Source organism: Ruegeria sp. AM5 (assembly GCF_056540645.1).
Genome location: NZ_JBQFXC010000002.1, coordinates 597094 through 620748, shown reverse-complemented (window position 1 = coordinate 620748; position 23655 = coordinate 597094). Strand labels below are relative to the sequence as shown.

General features: G+C 57.1%; 18 protein-coding genes, 1 pseudogene and 1 riboswitch. Of the genes and pseudogenes, 6 read left to right on the top strand and 13 right to left on the bottom strand.

Going from position 1 to position 23655, the window contains the following annotated elements; genetic code table 11:
* Positions 1 to 3: 3 nt before the first annotated feature.
* Genes ACR0AH_RS08640 through ACR0AH_RS08615 form a run of 6 tightly spaced genes read right to left on the bottom strand, consistent with a single transcriptional unit; the run spans position 4 to position 7232 of the window.
* Positions 4 to 969, bottom strand: coding sequence for a D-2-hydroxyacid dehydrogenase (locus ACR0AH_RS08640; RefSeq protein ID WP_480591410.1), 966 nt, complete (start codon positions 967 to 969; stop codon positions 4 to 6).
* On the bottom strand, positions 966 to 1514 hold the full coding sequence (locus ACR0AH_RS08635) for a hypothetical protein (protein WP_480591407.1): 549 nt from the start codon (positions 1512 to 1514) through the stop codon (positions 966 to 968). The genes ACR0AH_RS08640 and ACR0AH_RS08635 overlap by 4 nt, the downstream gene beginning before the upstream one ends.
* 2 nt (positions 1515 to 1516) lie before the next feature.
* Positions 1517 to 4354, bottom strand: coding sequence for a 2Fe-2S iron-sulfur cluster-binding protein (locus ACR0AH_RS08630; protein WP_480591404.1), 2838 nt, complete (start codon positions 4352 to 4354; stop codon positions 1517 to 1519).
* Complete coding sequence (locus ACR0AH_RS08625) at positions 4354 to 4617, bottom strand: sarcosine oxidase subunit delta (RefSeq protein ID WP_170511596.1); 264 nt, start codon at positions 4615 to 4617, stop codon at positions 4354 to 4356. The genes ACR0AH_RS08630 and ACR0AH_RS08625 overlap by 1 nt, the downstream gene beginning before the upstream one ends.
* 1 nt (position 4618) lies before the next feature.
* Entirely contained in the window at positions 4619 to 5860 is a 1242-nt protein-coding gene (locus tag ACR0AH_RS08620) for an FAD-dependent oxidoreductase (RefSeq protein WP_480591401.1), read from the bottom strand.
* Between the two features lie 16 nt (positions 5861 to 5876).
* Positions 5877 to 7232: an MmgE/PrpD family protein gene (locus tag ACR0AH_RS08615; protein ID WP_480591398.1), complete on the bottom strand. Its 1356-nt coding sequence runs from the start codon at positions 7230 to 7232 to the stop codon at positions 5877 to 5879.
* 203 nt (positions 7233 to 7435) lie between these two features.
* Between ACR0AH_RS08615 and ACR0AH_RS08610 the strand changes: the two genes are divergently transcribed.
* Complete coding sequence (locus tag ACR0AH_RS08610) at positions 7436 to 8323, top strand: LysR substrate-binding domain-containing protein (RefSeq protein WP_480591395.1); 888 nt, start codon at positions 7436 to 7438, stop codon at positions 8321 to 8323.
* A 16-nt stretch (positions 8324 to 8339) separates the two neighbouring features.
* Here the strand turns inward: ACR0AH_RS08610 and ACR0AH_RS08605 are convergent, their stop codons facing one another.
* Together ACR0AH_RS08605 and ACR0AH_RS08600 are read right to left on the bottom strand one after the other, a co-directional pair.
* A complete protein-coding gene (locus tag ACR0AH_RS08605) occupies positions 8340 to 10784 on the bottom strand; it encodes a GcvT family protein (protein ID WP_480591392.1) in 2445 nt (814 codons plus the stop codon).
* Positions 10785 to 10805: 21 nt separating this feature from the next.
* Positions 10806 to 12056, bottom strand: a complete 1251-nt coding sequence (locus tag ACR0AH_RS08600) for an aminotransferase class V-fold PLP-dependent enzyme (protein WP_170407417.1) — start codon at positions 12054 to 12056, stop codon at positions 10806 to 10808.
* 258 nt (positions 12057 to 12314) lie between these two features.
* On the opposite strand from ACR0AH_RS08600, the gene ACR0AH_RS08595 reads away from it, so the two are divergent.
* Positions 12315 to 12554, top strand: a complete 240-nt coding sequence (locus ACR0AH_RS08595; protein ID WP_480591389.1) for a transglutaminase-like cysteine peptidase — start codon at positions 12315 to 12317, stop codon at positions 12552 to 12554.
* A gap of 105 nt (positions 12555 to 12659) precedes the next feature.
* On the opposite strand, the gene ACR0AH_RS08590 is transcribed toward ACR0AH_RS08595, so the two are convergent.
* Positions 12660 to 13343 carry an energy-coupling factor ABC transporter permease gene (locus tag ACR0AH_RS08590; RefSeq protein ID WP_170392744.1) on the bottom strand — a complete coding sequence of 228 codons (684 nt, stop codon included), beginning with the start codon at positions 13341 to 13343 and terminating at the stop codon, positions 12660 to 12662.
* Between the two features lie 76 nt (positions 13344 to 13419).
* Positions 13420 to 13632: riboswitch (cobalamin riboswitch) on the bottom strand.
* Between the two features lie 215 nt (positions 13633 to 13847).
* Here ACR0AH_RS08590 and ACR0AH_RS08585 point away from each other — a divergent pair.
* Positions 13848 to 14510, top strand: a complete 663-nt coding sequence (locus ACR0AH_RS08585) for a L,D-transpeptidase (protein ID WP_170402530.1) — start codon at positions 13848 to 13850, stop codon at positions 14508 to 14510.
* 41 nt (positions 14511 to 14551) lie between these two features.
* Here ACR0AH_RS08585 and ACR0AH_RS08580 read toward each other — a convergent pair whose 3' ends face one another.
* Positions 14552 to 14851 (bottom strand): hypothetical protein, encoded by a 300-nt coding sequence (locus tag ACR0AH_RS08580; RefSeq protein WP_480591386.1) that lies wholly within the window; start codon positions 14849 to 14851, stop codon positions 14552 to 14554.
* Between the two features lie 159 nt (positions 14852 to 15010).
* Between ACR0AH_RS08580 and ACR0AH_RS08575 the strand changes: the two genes are divergently transcribed.
* Positions 15011 to 17353: a heavy metal translocating P-type ATPase gene (locus ACR0AH_RS08575; protein WP_480591383.1), complete on the top strand. Its 2343-nt coding sequence runs from the start codon at positions 15011 to 15013 to the stop codon at positions 17351 to 17353.
* 611 nt (positions 17354 to 17964) lie between these two features.
* Positions 17965 to 18393: a MerR family transcriptional regulator gene (locus ACR0AH_RS08570; RefSeq protein ID WP_480591380.1), complete on the top strand. Its 429-nt coding sequence runs from the start codon at positions 17965 to 17967 to the stop codon at positions 18391 to 18393.
* A 188-nt stretch (positions 18394 to 18581) separates the two neighbouring features.
* Here ACR0AH_RS08570 and istA read toward each other — a convergent pair.
* The 3 genes and pseudogenes from istA to ACR0AH_RS08555 all read right to left on the bottom strand — a co-directional run.
* Positions 18582 to 19212, bottom strand: a pseudogene (gene istA, locus ACR0AH_RS08565) (IS21 family transposase); the annotation flags it as partial.
* 760 nt (positions 19213 to 19972) lie between these two features.
* Positions 19973 to 21079 (bottom strand): ParB/RepB/Spo0J family partition protein, encoded by a 1107-nt coding sequence (locus ACR0AH_RS08560; protein ID WP_480591377.1) that lies wholly within the window; start codon positions 21077 to 21079, stop codon positions 19973 to 19975.
* Positions 21076 to 22383 (bottom strand): AAA family ATPase, encoded by a 1308-nt coding sequence (locus ACR0AH_RS08555; RefSeq protein WP_170423104.1) that lies wholly within the window; start codon positions 22381 to 22383, stop codon positions 21076 to 21078. The genes ACR0AH_RS08560 and ACR0AH_RS08555 overlap by 4 nt, the downstream gene beginning before the upstream one ends.
* A gap of 590 nt (positions 22384 to 22973) precedes the next feature.
* Between ACR0AH_RS08555 and ACR0AH_RS08550 the strand changes: the two genes are divergently transcribed.
* A complete protein-coding gene (locus tag ACR0AH_RS08550; RefSeq protein ID WP_480439026.1) occupies positions 22974 to 23537 on the top strand; it encodes a DnaA N-terminal domain-containing protein in 564 nt (187 codons plus the stop codon).
* Positions 23538 to 23655 lie beyond the last annotated feature (118 nt).

The window sequence follows — 23655 nt, the reverse complement described above, 5'->3', positions numbered from 1 at the left end:
GACCTAGTATCCCCGTTGTGGATTTACGATGTTGTTCAGCACCTCGCCCTTGCGATAGCGCATCAGGTTCTCGGAAAACATGCGGACCGATTTCAGATCCCAGCCGTCATAGACCGAGCTGCAGTGCGGTGTGACGATCACGTTGTCCAGTTCCCAGAACCTGTGCCCCTGAGGCAGCGGTTCGGTAACGAACACGTCCAGCGCCGCGCCTCTGATCCGGTTCTGTTCCAGCGCGGCCAGTAGAGGTGCTTCGTCAATTACCCCACCTCGCGAGACGTCGATTATCACCGTCGTCGGTTTCATGGCGGCAAAAGCCTCCGCCCCGACCAGACCGCGCGTGCTGTCCAGCAGTGGTACGCAAACGACGATAAAGTCAGCGCGTGGCCAGAGATCAGGCAAAGCCTCCATCCCGTGTACCTCGTCCACGTTGGGGGTCGGTTTCGGGCGGGCCCGTACACCGATTGTGTTCAGCCCCATAGCTTTGGATCGTGCCGCAACAGCCTCTCCTGTTTTGCCAAGGCCGATGATCAGCACCGTCTTGCTGTCGATGGGCTCGACTTTGCCGCCGATCCAGTCCCGCCGCGCCTGCGCGGCACGAAAGCCCGGGAAATCCAGCGTGAAATGCAGCATCGCCCCCAGCGCATATTGTGCCATCATATCGGCGGCGACCCCGGCGGCGTTTGTCACCGTTACCTCATCAGGGTTCCAAGGGTTCAGGTGATCGGTGCCCGAGCCGCCGACCGAAGCCCATTTGATTTGCGGGTTCTCGACCAATGCTGCGCGTGGAAAGCCGAGGGTACCCGCAAAGCGAACGGAATAGACAACTTCGGCCCCTGTATCCTCGATCAAACCCGTGAGCGCCTCGTAGCTGTCGCAGGTGTGGATCGGCAGATCGGGATGACCTTCAGCAAGAACCGCACGGGCAGCGTCGGGGTTATCGGTGTGCAAGATCACGGTGGGGGATTTCATGCGGGTACCTCCGGTTGGAACTCAGCGCTGGCAGTGGCTACCGCGTTGGCGAAAAAAGCAGTGGCGGCGATGTCGAAAAGGACATCGAACCCCACACCTTTGCGGTCGTTGCGCCATGTGATTGCCTCGACATAGCCCACGCGGGTCTGGGCGATCTTTCCCACTGGAAAGGCCCCGGGCGACAGGTCGACCGGGCAAATCTTGGCCAGCAGATCGAACAGGCGCGGGCCGGTCACGTGCATCATGGCCCAGGTTTCCTCGCGCCAGGAATAATAGCCCTTTGGCGTGGCGGCGACCTGCCACCGGGCATACAGGTCGGCAGGTGCATCCAGTACCACCACCTCTTCCTGACCCAGACGCAGAAGGCCATCGGCGGTTTCGTTGACGTCTGGCACCTTCAGGCCCCGCGATTGCAAAAACGCCATGGTGCCTCGGCCCTTGAGGCCAAAACGCGGCGTGTGGGTCAGGTCCTGCACGATAATCTGCCCGGAAACCAGCAGTGTGTTTTCAGCAGCGCCCTTTGGGTCAAGCGGATAGGTTCGCATCATCACACCTCCTGCCGTTTGTTTTCAGGATCAAAAAAGGTGTGGCCGCGCACAGTTGTAACGACGCGCTTGCCATTGCGGCACTTCACCGTGACCTGCGATCCTTGCGTAGCGTCATCGCCATGCACATATGCCAGCGCGATATGGGTGTTCAGCGTCGGCGACCACAGGACCGAGGTCACATGCCCCACCGGTACATCATTCCTCAGTACCAGACAGCTTTCCCCCGGTACATCTGGCCCGTCGAATGTCAGCCCGACCAGCTTGCGCGGCAGGCCTTTGTTTCGGCGCATCTCGGTTGAGCGCTTGCCCACGAAAAACGGCTTGGTCTTCGAGATCGCCCATTCGAACCCCAGCTCATCCGGCGAGGTCAGCGCGTCGGTGTCCTGACCAATCAGGATATGGCCTTTCTCCAACCGCAGAATCCGGCTGGCTTCCAGCCCGTAAGGGCGCAACTCGTGCGCGTGACCCGCCGCCATCACCGCATCCCACAGGGTGTGGGCATAGCTGGTGGGGCAGTGCAGCTCGTAGCTCAACTCGCCGGTGAACCCAATCCGCATGGCGCGCACTGGCACCCCGGCCACCATGCCGCTGCACCCGTCGAGATAGGCAAAGCTATCGCGCGAGAAATCGATATCGCTGTCCAGCGCCTCGACCACGGAGCGCGCCTTGGGACCGGTAATGTTGAAGCCCGAGAAGGCCGAGGTGACGTTCAGCACATCCACATCCAACCGCCACTGCGCATTCCAGAACAACATATCCGAATAAACCCGCGCCACGGCCCCGGTGGTGGCGGTGACATAGAACAGATCCTCGGCCAGCCGATACGCCACGCCATCGTCGATCACCGTGCCCATTTCGTTTGTCATCAGGCAGTACCGGCAACGGCCCACAGGCTGCTTTTTATAGGCCATGGTGTAAATGCGGTTGAGGAATTCGCCCGCATCCGGGCCACGCACCTCGAGCCCGCCCAGAGTTGAAACATCCAGCACGCCGACCCCATTGCGCACCGCATGCACCTCTTCTTCGATAAGGCGCTTGGCGTCTTGTTTGGGGCCGTAGAAATAAGGCCGCCACCACGCTCCGACCGGGCGCATGTCCGCCCCCAACCGGATATGTTCGTGATGCAGCGCGGTGCGCCTGTCTGCCGGGTGATGATGACCAGACAGCACGCCCAGCGTTTCGGGGCCAAAGGGCGGACGGGCGGTAGTCACGCCGATCTGCCCGATTGTGCGGTCGGTCGCCTTGGCCACCACCCGGGCGGTGGCCAGCGCCGAGTGCCGCCCTTGTGACGGCCCCATACCAACTGTGGTAAAGCGCTTGATCAGCTCCAACTCGCGATAGCCTTCCTTAACCGCGTTTTGCAGGTCCTTGATCTGAATATCCTCGTCCCGGTCGACAAAATCCTTGCCCTTGGGATGCCCGGCGATTGCCGGTTCGAAATTCGTCAACGCAGCCTCGACATCTTCGACCTGCGCGATGTCGCGGGTTGGCAGCCCCAGACGAGTCAACGCCGTCTGTGCCGCGCGTTGCGCATCGGCCACCACCGCATCAGGCGCAAAGACCCCGGCAACACCCCCGGCAATGCCCAGCGGAGCGTCTGGCAGAGACAGGGAAAACCGCGCCGCCGTTTCATTGTACCCAAGTTTCGCGCCAGCATGACAGGGCAGTTGCCACATTGGCGCATAGCCGACCGAAATCACCAACAGATCGCAATCCAGCCAGTCGCCTCCGACCTTTACGCCGGTAACATGGGTCTTGCCACGCGCATCGCCCACGGCGCCGTGAATGACACGCGTTCCCCTTGTTGCCAGTTGCTGGCCAAGCTCACTGCCGCTGCCGCCGGGGCGCGGATCAACCACAGCCGCCAGTTCTACGCCTGCGTCCAACAGATCCAGCGCCACCCGATAACCGTCGAGATTGGCGGCCAGTACCACCGCGCGCTTGCCCGGTTTCACACCATAGTGCCGCATAAGCCGTTGCGCGCCAGTGCCCAGCAAGATGCCCGGCAGGTCATTGTTTCGGAAGATCGCGGGCTGTTCGATGCAGCCGGTGGCCAGCAGAACCTCGCGCGCGCGCGTCTTGAACAGCTTGTTGCCCCGGATCAGCGGCAGCCAGTTGTCCTCGAACCAGCCGTTCACCACTGTATCGGTCATGATGCGAAGGTTCGGCAGATTTTGCACTTTCGCCAGTAGGTCGGACAGCCTGTCGACATCGCGGCCATAGGTCAGCGCGCCGCCCAATACCGGCTCCTGCTCGGCCAGGATGACGTCAGCCCCGGCTTCGGCGGCTTCGATGGCGGCGGTCAACCCGGCCAGCCCCGCGCCGACGACCAGCAGGTCACAAAACAGGTTGGCCTTTTCGTAGTCTTCATGCGGGGCGTTGATATCCAGAACGCCCAGCCCAGCCTTCTTGCGGATCAGCGGCTCCCACAGTTTCAGCCAGCTATTGCGCGTCGGGCCCATGAAGGTGCGATAATAGAACCCCACCGGCATGAATCGCCCCAGCTTGTCCATGAATGCGTCGCGGTCTCGCGCCAGTGATCCGTTGACGTTCTGCGCCTTAACTTGCAGCCCTGCCGAAATCGGATGCCGGTCGGCCTGCACGTTCGGGTCCGAGGGCAGTTGCACCAGCGTATCGGCCTCGGTGCCCGCCATCGACATCGCACCGCGCGGTCGGTGGTATTTGAACGAGCGCGACAGCATCCACTTCCCCTGCCCGGCCAAAGCCGAGGCGATCACATCACCTTCGTATCCCTGAAACGCCTGCCCTTCAAAGCCGAACGATACCGGCGCATCTCGATTGATCCTGTTGCCCCAGGGTGCGGGAAGTCGGGCCATCACCTTTGCTCCAGCTCTGAGGGGTCAAAAGTGCGGATCACCTCGTTCGTGGTGGCGTTGCGCTCGGCCAGAAAGAAATAGTTCGAGGGCACGTGCCGCCACCATTCCACCAGCGTTCCACGTGAATTGTTGGCACGGAACAGGTGACGTGCCCAGTCCTGATCGCTGGTTGCATCCGGGTCGGGGTTGGCGCGCAGGGGGCCGAAGCTCTGGAATTCATTAATATTGCGGGGCCCGTTCATCGGGCAGATCAGGATCTTCATGTCAGTGGCTCGCGGCAGTTGCGCCCATTTCATTGAGCAGATCAAAGGTGGCGAAACGCTCCATTGTGAAGGGTTCGAGTATCGGCGCGACCTTCTGGTTGGCGATGGACTGCGCCATGTACTTGCCCGCCACCGGAGTGGCTTTGAACCCCCAGGTGCCCCAACCGCAATCTAGCCATAGGTTGGACAATGGGCTGGCACCCATGATGGGTGAGTAATCGGGCGTCATGTCGGTAATCCCGGCCCATTGTCGCAGCAGACGCACCCCGTGCAGGAACGGGAACAAATGTACCGCGCCTTCGGCCAGATGTTCTTTCATGTCCAGTGTCGAGCGGGTGGAATACAGCTGATAAGGGTCCGAGCCACCGCCGATCACGATCTCGCCTCGCGATGACTGCACCAGATAGGTGTGCAGGCTGACCGAACTGACCAGCGTGTGCAGCCACGGTTTCAGCGGCTGCGTGACCATCGCCTGCAACGGATAGCAACGGATCGGCAATTCTACCCCGGCTTTCATCGCCATATCGTAGTTCATGCCCCCGACAGCAATCATCACCTGCCCGGCACTGATATCACCGCGATTGGTGCGCACTTTTGTGATCTTGCCGCCGGCAGCGTCGAACCCTTCAACCTCGGTACGTTGATGAATTTCCACCCCGCGCCTACTGGCTTGCGCTGCATAGCCCCAGGCCACCGCATCATGCCGCGCAGTGCCTCCATCGGCGTGCCACAAACCGCCGATGATTTCCAGCGGCCCGCCCTCATCCATATTTAGATGCGGGGACAGGTCCTTGACCGTCTGTGCATCAACGACCTCGATCCGGGTGCCCGCGTGTTTGCCCATCTCGGCCCGCAGATGGAACGAGCGTAGCGTCGCCTCGGTATGGGCCAGCGTCAGTTGACCGCGCTGGCTGAACATGACGTTGAAATCCAGCTCTTCGCTCATCTTCCCGTAAAGCTGCACACCTTCCTTGTAGAACGCGATGCCCTCTTTGGTGATGTAGTTCGAGCGGATGGTAGTGGTGTTCCGCGCGGTGTTGCCGCCCGCCAGATAACCCTTTTCCAGCACAGCCACATTGGTGATGCTGTGATACTTTGATAGGTAGTGGGCACAGGCCAGTCCGTGGCCGCCACCACCTACGATGACCACATCGTAACTGGATTTAAGCTCTGGCGTGGCCGGAATGTCTCCGGTGACAGGGTAATCGGCGGATAGCCCGTATTTCAGCAGCCTTAGCGGCATTTTTGTTGTCCTGATTTCAGCGGTTGTCAGCGGCGTCATAAATCAGCGCGCCGAGATCCGAGAATTTGGCGTCCAGCGACTGCAACCCCAGAACCGCGTCGCGTATGGCGGCGGCACGGCTGACCCCCAGCGGTGGAGTGGCGAACTCCATGAACTTGGCAATCACTTCGTCACGGTCCATGGGTGCCTCGGGCCCGCCGCGCGCGTGGACGTCGCCCGACGCCAGTTCCCGCCCATCCGTCAAGGTCATGACGACATCAGCAACGCGGCTTTGAGGAAAGCGGTCGGAATGGCGCGCGGTCTCGGCCACCGAGATACGGTCGACAATCGCCGCGACCAGCGGATCGGAGAGGCCCGCGCCGGTGATATGCTCGACCCCGATACGGCCGTGCGCCACCATCGTCGCCACAGCGAAGGGCAGCGAATACTGCGCCTTCGAAGTGTCATCCGGCATACCCTGAAACAGGCAGGCACTTTCGTGGAAAGTGTTCACCTGAATCGCGGCAATGTCCTGATGAGACAGGCCATATTCACGCATCAGCGCCCTAGTGGCGTCAATCGCCGCATGGGCCCAACGACAGATCGGATAGGGCTTCACATATTGATGTTCCATCTGCCAGAAGCTGCCCAGATCCCGCCAGTGATGCGCGACCTCATCCGCCTCTATTGTGATCGCCGGCGCGCCGGTAAATCCCTTCTCGGCCAGCACTGCCGAGGATACACCCACCAGCGCGCCCCAGCCCGAGCCGTCATGCAGCATGGTGGGGTTGGCAATCTCGCGCATCATTTGACTGCGCGGCCCGTGATATTCGGCGATGCCCATGGCCTGCCGCATCTGTTCCGCGCTCAGCCCGCGCAGACGGGCGGCAACGGCCACAACTCCCAACGCGTTCCATGCGCCGGAAGTGTGGTAGTCGCTGACTGTGTCATGCAACGAAATCCCGGCGCGCCCGGCGATTTCGTATCCAATAGTTACGGTCGCCAACGCCTCGGGGCCGGAAAAATCCGCGACCGTTTCCGCCAAAGCCGCCAGAACCGGCACAACGGCAACACCGATATGGCCCTTGGTGGGGTTATAGCCGTCATGGCCATCCAGGTTATCGGTCTGAGTCGCAGCGGCATAAGCCGCTCCGGCAACGCTAACCTTGCGGCCATCGAACAGCATCCGTGCGCTGAGGCCCGGATCGCCCGCACCGTAAAGCGCCATAGCGCTGTCACGCGCGATCTGACCGGCCTGCATCGGTCCGGACCCGATGGTGATCCCCAGCGTGTCCAGCAGCATCAGTGCTGCCGCTTCGAGCGCGCTGTCGGGGAAATCCTGCACCCTTCGATTTAGCGCAAACTTTGCGATAGTTTGAAATGTGTTGGTCACGATGCCCTACAGATGAGGTTTCGGGTTCGGCCAAAACCTAAGTGTGTTTGCCCATCGCAGCACGAAAACAATACGAGGGCAATGGCCCCGGAAAATTTGTAGCTTTGGCTCCGCTCCATTGTAGCATATGAACCAGATCAATTCCCGCCGCGAAACAGGATTCCCGGCGCACCACCCATCCGCCCGCCCAGGAAAATGTCGCCATGATGAACCTGCCCCACCTGATCTTCCTGCGCTCCTTCGAGGCCGCCGCCCGGTACCTCAGCTTTACCAGCGCGGCAGATGAGCTGAACTGCACCCAATCCGCCGTCAGCAACCATGTGCGTTCGCTCGAAGAGTTTTTGCAGCGGCCTCTGTTCGTGCGCCATGCCCGGTCATTGTCGCTGACCGACGTGGGCGAGGCGTATCTGCCTTCAGTGCGGCATGCTCTGCATGAGATTGACGTGGCCACACAATCGGTCATCCAGCGGTCACACACCCGCAAAGTCGTCGTGTCTTGCCCGGTCAGCCTGGCCGAGAATTGGCTACCGGACGTAATCCGGGGCTTTAGCGATCAGCACCCGGATATCGACCTGACGGTACACGGCACCGTCTGGATTGATGTCGAGCCGAACGTCTCGGACATTTCGATAACGGTCAATCATATTGACGATGTGACGGTGGGCTCGCGGCAGCTGTGGGCCGAAAAGCTTGCGGTCGTGTGTGCGCCCGATTTCACAGTCAAAGGCACGCCGCTGACCGATCCGGCGCAACTGCAAGAGGCGCCTCTGATCCATATTCTGGGTCGTCCAGCTTATTGGGAACGGGTCGCACGTCATTTTGATCTGGCAGACCTGAACCAGAAGGAAGGGCTGCGGACCAACGCTTCAAATCTGGCAATGGAGATGGCGGCGCAGTCGTTGGGCTGCGTCGCTCTGCCCCGCTCTTTGGCCGGGTCTTATGTGGACCGGGGGTTGCTGATCGAACCGTTCGAATTCGATTTGGACAGCCCCTGGGCCTATTTCGTGCGTCTCAAGGAAAAACCCGTTTCACCGTCGGTCAGGCTGTTTCAGGACTGGCTGCTAAACGCCGCCGCCAGCATGAACCGCTGACCTGCAACGGGGCTGCTCAGGCAGCCCCTTCCAGTGCCGGTTTAACATCACGCAAGCGGTTTCCATCCGGGTCAAAGGGAGGCTCGGACAGGATTTTCGCTTTATGGGGCTTGCCAAGGATGAACACTTCGACCGTATCACCAGATTGCGCGACCTCAGGACTTATATAGCCAAGCGCTAGCGATTTGCCGACCGAATAGCCGTATGCACCGGATGTCACGCGGCCAACCGGGGTACCATCCGGGGTAAAAATCGGCTCACCGCCGGTAGCGTCGGCACCCTCGGAGACTTCGACCTCGAAGATTGACAGCACTTCGCGCGCGGCGTTGTCCTTGACCGACAGATACGCATCCTTGTGCAGGAAATCCTTGTCCAGCTTGATCAGGCCCGCCAGCCCGACCTCTTGCGGCCAGTATTCCTGCGAATACTCACGGCCCCATGAGCCATAACCTTTTTCGATCCGCAACGACCCCAGCGCGCGGCCGCCAACGGGGCCGCCATCCAGCAGCTTGGCCGCATCCAGAAGCGCAGCGTACAGGCGGGTCTGATCTTCTTCGGCGCAGTGCAACTCCCACCCTAGATCGCCGGTAAAGCTGACGCGGATGGCCAGACAGGTGACACCTGCAACCTCGATTGTGGCCGAGCGCATAAAGCGGAACGCCTCGTTCGACAGGTCTGCATTGGTCAGCCGCTGCAGCAGGTCACGCGCTTTCGGACCGGCGACGTTGAACCCGGCTATGCGGTCGGTGGCGACTTCGAGGGTTGTGTCCTTTGGCAGGTCGATCATGTTGAAAAAGCGTTGATGATAGCGCTCGGCCATGCCCGATCCGATCATCATGTATTCGTCATCGGCCACCTTGGTTATGGTGAAATCGCCAGCCACGCCGCCACGCACAGAGATCAGCGGCGTCAGGCAAGACCGCCCGATCACGGTTGGTACGCGGTTGGCGACCAAGCGATCCAGCCAATCTTGCGCACCGGGTCCTTTGATGATGTAGTTCGCAAAATTCGATATGTCGATGACGCCCACATTCTCCCGCAGCATCTGTACCTCACGTCCCACCGGCTCCCACCAGTTCTGGCGTGTGAAGCCATTGGTTTCCTGTACACCGGACTGATCGGCGAACCATAGGGGATGCTCCCAGCCGCAGTTCAGACCAAAGACACAGCCCATGTTTTTCTGCATTTTATAGGCAGGGCGGACTCGGGCGGGGCGACCTGCACTACGCTCCTCGTTCGGGAAGTGGATGGCAAAACGGTGGGTATACTGGTCCTCAACCCGTGCCTTGGTGAATTTTTTGTCGGCCCAGTCGCCGAAGCGGGCCAGATCCCATGCAAACATGTCGTATTGCGGCTCGCCCTCGATCATCCACTGCGCCGCCAGCAGGCCCAAACCACCCGATTGCGAGAAACCCGGGATCAGTCCGCCGCAGAGGAAATAGTTCTTCAGTTCGGGCACCGGACCCCACAAGGCGCTGGAGTCCGGAGACCAGATCATCGGCCCGTTGATCACCCGTTTGACCCCTGCGGTGGCGGCAACTGGCACACGTTCGGTAGCGCGGATCACGTTTTCCATGATCCGATCCAAATCGTCGGGGAACAGGTCATGGGCAAAGTCCAGCGGCGTACCGTCCTCGGCCCAGAACTTCATGTCCTTCTCATAGGCCCCGATGAGCAATCCGTTGCCTTCCTGACGGAAATAGTACTCGCCATCCCGGTCTGCAATTGACGGAAGGCGACGGCCCAGATTGGCAACTTCTTCGATGGATTCAGTCACGAAATACTGGTGCTCGGTCGGTTGCAACGGCAGAGTCAGCCCCGCCAGCGCCGCAACTTCGCGGCCCCAAAGACCAGCGGCATTCACCACCCATTGCGTGTGAATATCGCCCTTTGCGGTACGCACGATCCAAGACCCGTCGGGTTGCTGATCCGTACCTAGCACCGGACAGAACCGTTCTATGGTTGCTCCCATGGCGCGGGCACCGGCAGCATAGGCGTGGGGCACGCCCGAGGGATCCACATTGCCGCCATCGGGTTCATACATGATGCAGCGGATATCGTCGAACTGCGCCAGCGGGTGCAGTTCCTTGGCCTTCTCGCGACTGACCTCGTGGAAATTCAAACCATAGAATTTAGCCTTGGCTTCCTGCAGGCGCAGCTGATGTTCGCGTTCTTCGGTTTGCGCCAAATAGAGCGAGCCGGGCTGGAACACGCCGCAGCTTTGACCGGTTTCCTGTTCCAGCTCTTTATACAGATTCATCGTATAGTGCTGGATGCGGGTGATATTGTTGTTGTCATGCAGCCCATGAATGTTGGCCGCCGCGTGCCATGTCGAGCCGCTGGTCAGTTCGTCCCGCTCTAGCAGGACCACATCGGTCCAACCCAACTTGGCGAGATGATACAGAATTGAACAGCCGGCTAGGCCGCCGCCGATTACAACCGCTTGCGCATGCGTTTTCATGAGCTTCCCCTCTCAAATGCCTCAGGCGGCGATGGTTTTCATTGCACCCAGAAACTGGGCCACTTCGGCGACGCTGTTGTAGTGGCACATCGAAACACGCACGCAGCTGTCCATGCCAAGCGGTGTGAGGATGTTGCCCGAATAGTGATCGGCCTTGCGCAAATGCGTACGGATGCCTTGTTCGTTCAGTTGCTTGACCACATCGACCGACGGCACGCCCTCGACCTGCAGTGACACCAGTCCCTCGCGTGCTGGGTTATCGACACCGCCCAGAATGGTCACCTTCTCCATCTCGGCCAGCCCGGGCAGGTTGCCGGTTCCGCGGATCATCGCATCAGTCAACGCTTTTTCCTGCTCATGGATCGCCTCTCCGGCAGCGACGAATTTTGCGCGCCGGTCGGTGGCGTCGCTGACCTGTGCGCCCAGCCATTCGAAATAGCTGATTACGTCAGACATTGTAGCGTAAGAGCCGGTATCACGCGTCCCCATTTCCCAATTGTCGGCGGGGCCGTCGATCAAGCTGTTATGTGGCAGCTTGGTCAGCCGGTCAGAAATCCAGGCCACCCCGTAACCATGGCGCGAGAACACCTTGTAAGGCGAGATCACATAGCCATCGACATCATAGGCGGTCAGGTCGATCCGGCCATGCGCGGCGTGCTGGATACCGTCGATTATGATGAAGCAATTGGGCGCAACGGCGCGGATCTCGGCAGCCACAGCCGCAACATCCACGCCCATACCGGTCACCGGCGAGGTGTGCACGATAGTCGCAACCTTTGTGTCCGGCGTTACCTGCGCCGCATAAGCATCTGCGGTGACGGTGCCTGTGGCGTCGTCATGGACCACCAGAACATGATCTTGCCCGGCCACCCCGGCCCAACGCGCGCAAGCGCTTCGGGTCGCGGGATGTTCCAGCGTTGTGCCAAGCACCCGACCGGTGCCTGTGCCCAGACAGGCGTTCATTATCAAACGAAACAGCAGCTCGGTCCCGCTTTCGCCGACAAAGAACTGGCCACCGGGGGCGTTCATGAACACGGCCATATCTTCTTTGGCCTTGTTGATTACCCGCACCAGTTCGTGACTTCCCGGGTTGTCGCGGCCCTGATTGTCAGGGATCGCAGCATAAGCCTGCGAGGTGCCCACAACCGAATTCAGCGTCAGCGCCCCACCCGCGTTTTCAAAGAAAATACGCGGTCCCTGCTGCGGGCAGTGGTCAACCTGCGCAAATCGGGCACGGATTTGTTCAAGCAATTCTGGAGTGATCTTGGTCATCGGGAACCATTCCTGCGAAAATGTCATTCTGGCAAGATATATGCGCCCTTTTTGCAAAACTACTCACAAAAAAACTTGGGGCATTGTGGGTGGAAATTGAGACCATCGAGCCAAGAGAACTCAGCCACAAGAGCAATATGGTTCGCGAATTTCAATTTCGTCGGCCCGATCACACCCTCACGCATGCCTTCGCTTGGTTGAGAAACCGCTGGTCAGGCCGACGGTTTGTAACCTGAGCGTTGTTCTAGAGACATCGCCTTGCAAAAGAAATTTGAGCTAATGCAGAACGGCTTGGACCCTGCGAAGCTACTGATTGCTACCGTCTTGGACACCAATCGCAGTGGCCATGCTGTTCTAGTTTGTCGCTCGAGTGATGGCGATTTGATTCTGGACAGTGTCACCAACAGGATCAAATCGTGGAAGGAAACGAGGTATCTTTTCCTACGAATACAGGACCCAAATCACCCTGATCGTTGGGTGCGGGTTTCTAGCTGCTAAAAACAATGTGGCGCGCCCTAGAGACGCGCCACAATAAAATTTTGGTCCTGCGACTACTGGTTGTTTCGCGGCAACCCAAGTTTAGGACACCGCTTCAAACTTTGGTCAAGCTTTCGCAGCGTTGTACAAACGCGGAGTCACCAGACCTGTACTGTTCAAACCGCGCATTGCCTTGGCTGCCGCAAGCACTGCCAGATCAGCAATCGGCTCAATGACAATTACCAGCATATAAGCGCCGCCAAAGGACAGAACCGACGCCATGGTTTCTGCGCCGAAACCCTGGCCGTAGAAGGCCCAGAACCCAACCCATGCGACTACTCCTCCCTGATACGTCGCACTTAGGGCAAGAGCTTGGCCATATTTGAGGTCAACATATGCTGTGCCGGGTGCGATGATGCGGCTGGCCAGTGCCTGTAGCGCAAATAGCGGCACCAGCAGAGTGGTCAGGTTGATGAAGTACTGCGGAAGATCGAACGGGGCAAAAAACACACCCTGAATCAGGAGACCAGCTGCCAATCCAAAAGCCGCGGGTGCAGCACCGAGAAGCAGAAACAGCGTCGACCCCAGGATGAAGTGGACTTCAGAGACACCAACCGGGAAATGCGGCAGGACTTCGAAGAAAAGGAAAACCCCAACGGTGGCGAGCACCGAGCGCATAACAAAAGATGCAGGTCCATTCGCACGCAATGTGGAAAACGTTTCTTTCGCTGCGTAAGTAGCCGCACCTGCGGCGGTAACATAGGAAAGCGCGATTTTGGCACCATTCACGATGCCCGGTTCGATATGCATGTTCTTTCTCCCTACCGCCTCACCCGGCGGCTTGTCAGGTTGAATCGACCGTAAGGCCGACAGGTTCAGTCTGGGCATAGCCCGGCGCTTTACGGCAGGTCTCCTGACTCGCGGGTGCTCGCTCCGCCAACCTTCCCGGTTCCATTACGAACCAGTGGTGTCTTGGCATCGCTCTCCGCTCACAGTTGCGGGGGCAGTTACGGAATTGGCGCCATTGAAAACACCGAACCGTATTCCCTTTTAATCCTTTTGGCTTCCGCCATCAGGAACCGAAAACAAATCACCGCTACAATGGCGGCTTCGCCTGTGTCAATTGTCTTTGCGACCTATTCCAATGTAAACTCGACCGAAGCAGGATTCACGCAACCGGTCACGTGATCAACTGGGTAAACCAAGCGTTACCTGAAACCTCTTGAAGCTCTAGCTGCTAGAGGCTTTAAGATTCGGATTAATTCGCGATAGTGCGATCCAAATACGTTAAACTTGTGAACCAGGACGAGACCTATGCTTACAAGGCGCCATTTCATTCAATCCACCACAGCGCTGTTCTCGGCGTCTGCGGCCAGTCCATTGATCGCCAAAACCTGGCCAACCGCATCGCAGAAGACCTATTGGGACAGTCAGGTCACGCCAATTGGTTACGATCCAATGACCTCAAATCCGTGGGGTGTTCATGACCGTTTTTTACCAAGACGCGTCGCGGCAAATGATGGTTTGGTTCCAGGTGACATCCATGTGGATGCCGTCGCGCGCTATCTCTATCATATCGAAGAAGGCGGGACCGCAATGCGCTATGGCGTAGCGATCGCGCGCGGGAACCTTTACGAGCCCGGCACCTATGTTATCCGCCGAAAGGTCGAATGGCCACACTGGACACCAACCGCTTCAATGATCGAGCGCAACCCCGAATACGCGGAATTCCGGAATGGCATGGAGCCCGGGCCGAATAATGCTCTCGGCTCTCGTGCCCTTTATCTATACGTTGGAGACCGAGACACATATCTCAGAATTCACGGCACGCCTGAGCCAAGAAGCATCGGCGGTCGCGCAAGTTCTGGATGTGTGCGAATGATCATGGCTCATATCAATGACCTCTACCCAAACGTGAAAACCGGCTCGACCGCTTTCCTATACTCTGCCGAAGATAGCGTCACAGCCCGCTCATGAATATTGGGCAGCGTACATGGACGTCGCTGCCCTCATTTCGATCAGGCGTCGCGCGCAATGCAGATCGGAGCGCCATTCGTCGCGCGCAATGGTACCAATGTCGTCTCGACGGGTCCGCTGTGCTCATACCAAAAGCAATTGTCTTCGGGCAGGAGGCGCGCCGTGGTCAAATCCTGCGCCGGCCCTGCCAGCGCTACGACCGAATCTGGCACGTTGCCTGGTTCAAGTGCTTTGCTTTTGGCCCCGGTGAACTGGGCTGAGCAACCAGCCGTAATCGAGACTAACGTGATGGTAATTGCGATCCGTTTCTGCATTGATCTGTTCCAAATTTTTAGCGTCATCTGCAATTAGATTGCATCCACACGGCCGGCCCGCAAGACGAAATGAACTAACAATATCGCAGGCAAAGAACCCGGATGAAAAAATATAAAAAGGTATTGAAGCTCTAGTTACTGTAGGAACTATTTACAAAGGACCATAGAGATTCTTGAGGTCCAATCATGTCATCCGATACCCATAGCCACGACCATGGCCACAAAAACAAACATGGTCACCACGCATGCGGTAGTGGCGGGTGTGGCGACATCGCCCCCGTCGGTCCAATTCCTGAAGGTGGTAGAAGCTTTCAGGTCTCTGGCCTTGATTGCGCCGAAGAGGTGGCGATCCTGAACCGTGTCGTCGGCCCGAAAGCAGGTGGTGAAGAGCATCTCGCATTTGATGTGATCAACGGTCGGATGACGCTTCTTGAAAGTGCTTCCAAGTTATCTGACGAAGATGTCATGCTGCTGGTTGCGAGTACTGGTATGACCGCCAAACCATGGGATGACGGAAATGCCGCCCAGGACCAGGCGGCGCATATTGCACGTCAGCGGCGGTTCACCACTCTTAGCGGAGGGTTTTGGGCAGCAGGTTTTGGCTGGCACATTTTCGAAACCGGCATGGGCGGTGCGCTCGGGCTGTTCTCGGGACATGGTGAGGTTCCGATGCCTTTAGCCGAGGCAGCTTTGTTCGCAGTCGCGATTTTGTTTGGCGTCTGGCTGGTGGCCCCTAAGGCCTGGTCTTCGGCGCGTCGACTTTCGCCGGATATGAACCTTCTGATGGTTGTTGCCGTCACTGGTGCCATCGCTCTGGGTGAGTTTTTTGAAGCGGCAACTGTAGCATTTTTCTTCTCGCTCTCTCTTTATCTGGAAAGCTGGAGTGTCGGACGTGCTCGGAACGCGGTATCCGCGCTGCTGGATCTGGCCCCCCCGACGGTTCGGCTGGTTCGTGCTGACGGTTCTGAGGCAACGGTCCCGGCGGCGGATGTCTTTGTCGGTGACAGCTTCATCGTTCGCGGAGGGGATCGCATTCCACTTGACGGGGAAGTCATCGAAGGGGCCGGTGCCGTTGACCAGGCTCCAATCACAGGTGAAAGCGCGCTGATTCCCAAAGAGCTGGGTGATGAGGTCTATGCCGGCACAATCAATGGTGAAGGCACCCTCAAAATACGTGCGACGAAAACAGCGTCAGACACCGTGCTTGCCAAGATCATCCGGATGGTCAGTGATGCTCATGCGCGCCGCGCGCCGGTTGAGCAGTGGGTTACAAAATTTGCGCGGATCTATACGCCCATCGTTATGGTCGTCGCAGTGGCCATCGCCCTGATCCCGCCGCTTGCATTTGGCGCATCGTGGGGCTTCTGGTTTTATAATGCACTTGTTCTGCTGGTTATCGCCTGCCCCTGTGCACTCGTCATTTCCACACCGGTTTCCATCGTAGCGGCTTTGACCGCTTCGGCACGGGCCGGGGTTCTAATTAAGGGCGGTGCCTATATTGAAGCCCCCGGTCTTACCACCGCACTGGCCATGGACAAGACCGGCACGATCACCATGGGCGAGCCTGAAGTGGCCAATGTCTATCCGCTGGGCGGCGCATCCGAGCAGAAGCTGTTGGCGAGCGCTGCCAGCCTTGAGGTTCGGTCTTCACACCCGCTGGCCCGCGCCATTTTGACCCGGGCAGAACAGACCGACATTTCGATATCGGCGGCTGAAGACATCCGAACCGTTCCCGGTCGTGGTCTGGAAGGCCGTACCGAGCGTGGAGATATCTGGCTTGGCTCCGACCGCTTCGCTGTAGAGAAAGGCTTTGGCGTGTCCATCCCTGCCGAGTTGCGCAACCAAATCGAAAGCGCGGGAAGCACACTTGTTGTTGTCGGGGATGAGAACGGGTTAACCGGTTTGCTTGAGCTGCGGGACCGCATTCGCCCCGAAGCCAAGAACAACGTTGCCCGGCTTCAAGCGCAGGGCGTGAAGTCAATCATCATGCTGACTGGTGACAACGAACAAACAGCGAGAGCGGTAGCAGCCGAAGTGGGCATCGACGAAGTCCGGGCCCAACTTCTGCCGGAGGACAAAGTCGCTGCGATTGAGGAACTGGCAGAACAGCACGAGATGGTTGCGATGATCGGCGATGGCGTCAATGACGCGCCTGCGATGGCTCGGGCACATTATGCAGTTGCGATGGGTGCAGTTGGATCTGATGCTGCTATTGAGACTGCAGACATTGCTCTGATGACTGATGACATCGGCAAAGTACCTTGGCTGATCGATCATTCACGTCGAACCATGTCGATCATCCGTCAGAACATCGGCTTCTCACTTGCGACCAAAGCACTGTTTGTGACCCTTACCGGTTTTGGATTGGCATCAATGTGGGGTGCAATCGCCGCAGATGTCGGAGTGTCCTTGCTGGTTGTGGCTAACGCCTTGCGGCTTCTGAAAGCCTCGGAGGGTAACATACACTCAACAGGAACAGAAACCGTTAGAACGCCAGGTGAAAATGCTGAATTGGCGCATGGGCAGTAATCAGGCGCGCGGAACCTAAGATCGCGTGTCCTGTGGGATGCCCACTGAAATCAGCATCCCACAGCCGATTTTCGCGATTTATCACTGTGGCGTGGTGCCCGATATATCGATCAGTCCTGGGCTTTGTGTGGCATTTCATCCTGAAGATGAGGGAAATTGACACTGATCTGGTTTCCCGGCGCCGCACTTTAATCAGTCAACTTCATCCTGAATGTGGGGGGTTAGTTTGGATCGCCCCACTGCCCCACCCTTTGCTACCGCCAGATCCATTTTCATCATCCTGTAATCACCGCGCATCCATGAAGAAAACAAGTTCTTGTAGAACCGCGAAGCCGCACGGATCTGTTATCTGACTACAACATCAGATAGGCAAATACCGCCGTTACGACACCAGCCAGTACCCATAAGATTTTTTGAGATACGGTCAGTTTCAAAGTTAGCCGTCCGCCTGTGATTCTTGGTTCAGAACGGCATGTACATCCTCTACTTGTTAGAGGTTCAAAGGGGATCTTGAGCCTGCGGCTGGGTGTCACAGGCCCACCGGCCGGAAGGTGCTATTGTGCGGCGCCAACTCGAACCTACATAAGCTGTAACTTTGTAAGGAGACCCAGATGCTGACGATCGGAACGCTTGGAAAAAAGACCGGAACCAAGGTTCAGACGATCCGCTACTACGAGCAGATCGGACTTATGCCGGAACCGGGGCGCACCGAAGGTGGCCAGCGGCGTTATGGCCATACCGAACTGGATCGTCTGGCTTTTATCCGTCACGCCCGCCAACTGGGGTTTTCGCTTGAGGCGATACGCGAACTGCTTGATTTGTCCGACGATCCGGATCGCCCATGTCATGAAGCCGACAGTATTGCGCGCCGGCAACTCAAACAGATTGAGCAAAGAATGACGCGGCTAGAAGCGTTGCGGACCGAGCTGGAGCGCATGGTGCATGAATGCAGTGGCGGCAACACTTCGGATTGTCGTGTACTCGAAGTTCTACGCGATCATTCCGAATGTCTTACTGATCACGAAGACAACGGCGCGTAACCCTGGGCAGCGTTGTTGCGAACTGGAACTAGCCCCTTGAAGCTATAGTCACTATAGCAATTACAAGTCATTCAGAGTTGATTCGACGGGAGACCAAATGCTGAACCGTGACCCGCTGCTAACCGCCACACCTCTGCTTGATTTTGAAACACCCGCAATTTTGGGGCTCATAACGGAACGGCGCTGGTCCGATCTGCCTGTCGTTTTTGGCACTGCCTCTCAAGCCTGTGGTTGAAAGCATCCCAGGTTGGAAAGTTCGGGATCGGCACCATGAAATTGCGCCGGGAATAACCACCAGCCCTTCGACGGATCCCTTGTTGTTGCCCGTACCAGGACGCCCGTTGCGGACCTGGATCACATAGTGGGACAGCATTTCGCTGAACAGCCGCGCACGCCTGCAGGTTCCGTCGGGCTCGATCTTTGCTACAAGGCACTGGTCGTTATCGTACAGGATCGACCGCTGAACGGCCTCAAAGAACCTAAAGGCATGGACGTGCCCGTCCATCCAGGACTCGGCAGCCGCCGCAGGATAGGCGCGGATGTAGCAGGCATCGCTATACGGTAGATCCAAGGCAAAGAAGTGAGCCTTCTGCTCAATGCCGCCGATCACCACCATTGCTTCGCCGAAATTGGCCTAGCATAGCCGGATGCATGGTGAAGCGGTAAGAACATCTCGCGATGCCGTCGACCATGCTCCCGAACATAGTCCTTGACGATGGTGTAACCACCCTCGAAACCAAGCTCATCGCGCTACTGCTCGAAGATCCGCTTGACCATATGCCGCTGTTTGCGCGGTCGCTGCCGATCCTCCGACAACCATTGATATTGGAAAATGCGCGCCTTTCAAAGTGATCGTCACAGTTTACTCCTGTTACGTCCCAGCCCGCGTTAACAGGACTGCGTTCGATCTGACAAGTGGGGGCAGAGTTTACGACAGAACCACCGCCTGTTCAGCCCAGGAAACTTGCGAAGAAGTATGTCACAGAAATCACATTCTCTTACTGCATGGAACTGCAGACCGACAGAATTAATAATAGTACTTATTAGTACATTTTGCGCACTACTCACACGCGATGTTCTCTACTGTCGATCATTCAACCGATCGCCGCGCTTTCTCTGGCAATCCACCGCACGTCTATACGCATCATTGATAGGTACTCACCGCCACCCCGTCGTATGCTCAAGTGCTTTGAATATGTTACCGCACCCCAAGATAGTCTTCTTGATGAAAAGCAGCGGCGGTGCGCTCGAAGAATGAGGCAGTCGCGTGGTCCCTGCCCTACCCCATAGACTGTGCATCAGTTTAGCCGTGACAAACTAAATAAATTGCAGATCACCTGCCCCAGTTTAACATCAATGCGGCGCGACGCCTTATATTGATGAACTGGACTTGCAGTCATCGCCTCTGGTCGGAACGTAGCCGTTCGAAGCGCAAAACGAGCGCATAAATTCGGGTGGTACGATCTAAGGGTTCAGATGGCTTACTGAGGTTCTGCCCCAACAGCTGGCCAGTTTGAGCAAAAAAACGGCGCTGAAATTATCCAGCGCCGTGCATCGGATGTATCTCGCTAAGCCGGTCTTACCCATGGGTAAGATCGTCTTCTTCTCGCAGATCCTCGATCAAAGTGGCCACAGCTCGTTCTAATTTAGCCCTATCGACACGGGTAAAGTCGAGATCATAGCGAAGTTCGATCCTTCCGCTGGATGCAGAACATTTTGCAATCCCTGCCCTGCCGCTTACCTGAAACGTTGTCTTCGCGCGGCGTGGTTTATCTACGGCTTCGGCCTTTGGCTTAGCGGCGGCCGCATTTTCGATTGTGAGAAAATCGCGAAGAATGGCCACTTCGCGCACGCTGTCGCGATTTGGTTCACTCACCAAAGCCGTACTGACTTGTCGGATCAATCCAGGATCAGAGTCGAGCTTTCGTTTGAGTTCAACACCCACATTCCGTGGAATGTCGTTTGGGTGCATAAGAACCTTTTCCAACATGGCCAGCAAACTCGCAAACGCCCGAATATAGCTGCGCTTGGTATAGCTTGCAGATTTGAACAAGGTTGAAACCGCTTTGTCGACATCCGGACAATCATTGGCGGGGTCTTGCGCATAGGCACGCGCAAGCGCGCCCATTTCCGCAAACGAGATATCCTTTCGGATCAGGTTTTCATCGACCATGCGACGATAGCTATCATCCAGCTCTGCAACGTCAGAAACACCGGCCGGAATCGTCGTAAATCGCGCGTCGCCAGTTTCCTCAAGTAATGCGCGAAATGCCGATAATCTGCGCATTCCTTGAATTAACTCAAAGCGTCCATCGTTGCGACGCTCGACCCGGATCGGGTTCGAAAGACCCACATCCTGAATAGAAGCCTTCAACTCATCCAACTCAGGATCAGGGCCAGGCTTGCGGTCGCGCGTAAGGCGCTCGGTAACAACATCCGCCAATGCGATCTGTTCAGTAACATACCCTTCGGAACGTAGTCGCACAAGCTCGTGCGCTAACCTGTCATTTTCGACTCTGATTGCATCTTCGGTAGTTTGCTGGTCGCGTAGCGCATTAGCGTTCTCGGAGATTGCAGTGGCCATTGGTCCGCGCCTTTTCTCAAGCGCTTTATCCGGAACCTTGCCAACCGGGATTTCTTCCATCGCTGGCATATCGATATCGAACATTCTGCGTTTTCGGCTCATACGTCATCCTCCAGCTTGTCCCAGGCCGATAGCATGACGCCCCGGAATTCATCATAAACATTATCAAATGTCGAACGCGCGCGACGCCAGGTTTCCCTCGTCATCTCGCGGTAATCCATCTCATAAACTGAACTCAGGAATCGACCCGATTGCTCGACCGCGCGCGTCATCTCGACCGGGTGCTCGGCGAGGTGCTCACCAAAGACTTTGCGGAATGCGTCATACATCGCTGTGTGCAGTGCGTTCCCCGGTTCGTAGCGCGTAAGCAAAAACCGAATTTCGCAGAATGTCTTGGGTAAACCAATCTTACCCGTGGGTAAGGTCTTGTCGAAACCATAGGCCAGATCTTCGAGGGCTTCAGCCAACTGTCCAATGAATGAGGTGGTTGAATCGTATTCCCAGTATCCGGGCCCCGACGGGATATACAACATGTCTGCTGCGAACACCGCATTCATGGATTGGTATCCTATCGCAGGCGGGCAATCGAACAGGATCAGGTCATAAGCATCATTCGGTATTTGATCCAGATAGCGAGACACAGCTGCAAAAAAAGACCACTCAGGATTCAGGTGCCGATATTGTGCCGATGCGAATTCGACGAAAGCAGCATTGGCGCAAGAAGGGATTGCATCAATCGTTGACCATGAGGTCTGCTTGATAAAATCAGAAATGCGCAGTTCGCCGAGGCCCATATCCGTTATAGAAGGTGGTAATTCTCGGCGGGGCAGGGCAGTTCCTGACTCCGCAGCCGCAGGGCGGTTATTCATGCGCTCGGTTTCACGGATTAGATCCCGCGCCATGATACCCCAGACGGTGAAATCTTCAGCGACATCGGTCAGACCCATCGAATGGCTGAGCGTCGCCTGAGGGTCAAAATCCACCACTAATACTCGGTAGCCGTCCAGAGCAGCGGCGTGCGCAAGATGCAACGCCACGGTCGACTTGCCGGCCCCCCCTTTGAAATTGGCAACAGCGGCCCGAACCGCCCGCTTGCCCGCAGGGCGTGGAGGAGTGAGCGCTTTGCGATTAACCTTAAGCCGCCGCCTGAGCTCATTTACCTCTTCCAGACTAAACCAACGCTGCCGCCCATCAGGCTCGACCTCGCCTCCCGGCAATGAAGGATCGGCGGCCAGCTTTCCTCGGAAAGTCGATTGGTTCACCTTAAAGATCAGTTCGGACACCTCCCAGCTTGAGAACCGCCTTAGCGTCTTCTCCATCTCAGGGCTGAAAGTCTGCTGGCGAATCCAGCCCTGCAATTTCAGGGACTGGGTGCGCAATGCATTCAGGTCTTCGTGCGTGTACATGCCTCAGTTCTCATTCTTCTGGACGTTATTTTTCTCTCTTTTGTTATTTACGCCCGATTTGCATATTTGGCAAAAGAAATTATTGTAAGGTTGTGATGTTACCCATGGGTAAGAAAATATGTCCGTATCTAGTGCTGACCGATTCGGAACACTGCTGCTCTCTGCAATCGTCCTGACTTCGGATATCCTACCAGATTTAGGGGGACGTAACTCAAGCTGATACGGCATATAGGGGGACATTATTGCTCCATAAGGGGACACCCAGCATGTCCCCCATCACCATAAATTCACCTATTTCTTCTATTTTTTGATAACGAATAGCACCTATCAAATAGCGTGATCTCAACGAACTCTTGACAGAATCGAAGTATTGGACGCTAATCAGTGAACAATCACGAAAAGCGTTGGGAAACGGCGCGATTACGGCGGGATCAACCCGCATGAGGCAAAAAAGAGCGGTGAGGAAACGGATGCAGGTTGCGAAACCGGTCGGGCGAAATGCGCCTGCACTGAAGTACGATATCTTGTCGGCTCTCGCCGTTCACGCCTTATCAGGTGACAAGCATCGTCATCGCAGTGTTCTTCGCATCATGACATTAATTACCACGCGCTATAACTGGCGCTCCAATGAATTGTCGATTGGCCGGGAAGAGATCGCTCGGTTGTGGTCCGTGAACGAACGCACAGTTAAACGTGAGATGGCTAAGCTGCGCAGCGCAGGCTGGATTGCGGTCAAACGACCCGCCGCTCGGGGTCGGGTTGCAGTTTATGAACTCGACCTCAAGCAGATCATGCTGGACACAATGGAAGCCTGGCCCGTGATCGGAACGGATTTCCAGGAACGAATGCAGCAGAAGCCAGAGCGCGATACTAATGTTGTGCCATTTCAGTCAAAGCCATCGATCCCGCCGCCGCAGGGTGAAGACGTTTGGACACAGGTTCAATCGATCCTACATGAGCGTGACCCAGAACTTTGGTCCAGTTGGTTCAAGCATCTGAACGAAGCCGAAAGGGCAGGGGGGGTGGCGATTCTGATTGCACCAACGCGTTTTATGGCGGATTACATTGCACAGAAATGGTCGGGGAGGGTTTTGGCCGCTTATTCGCGTGTAGACTCTTCGGTTCGAACAATTCGCATTGAAGCGGCAGAATAGGGCGCGGGCTTGCTCAACTGGCAACAGGCGACTATCTAGCGGAAACTGTTTATGAGCGCGTCAGATGTGACATAGCTCGATCCTGATCACAGTGGACATGTGCATTGCAAAAGATCAA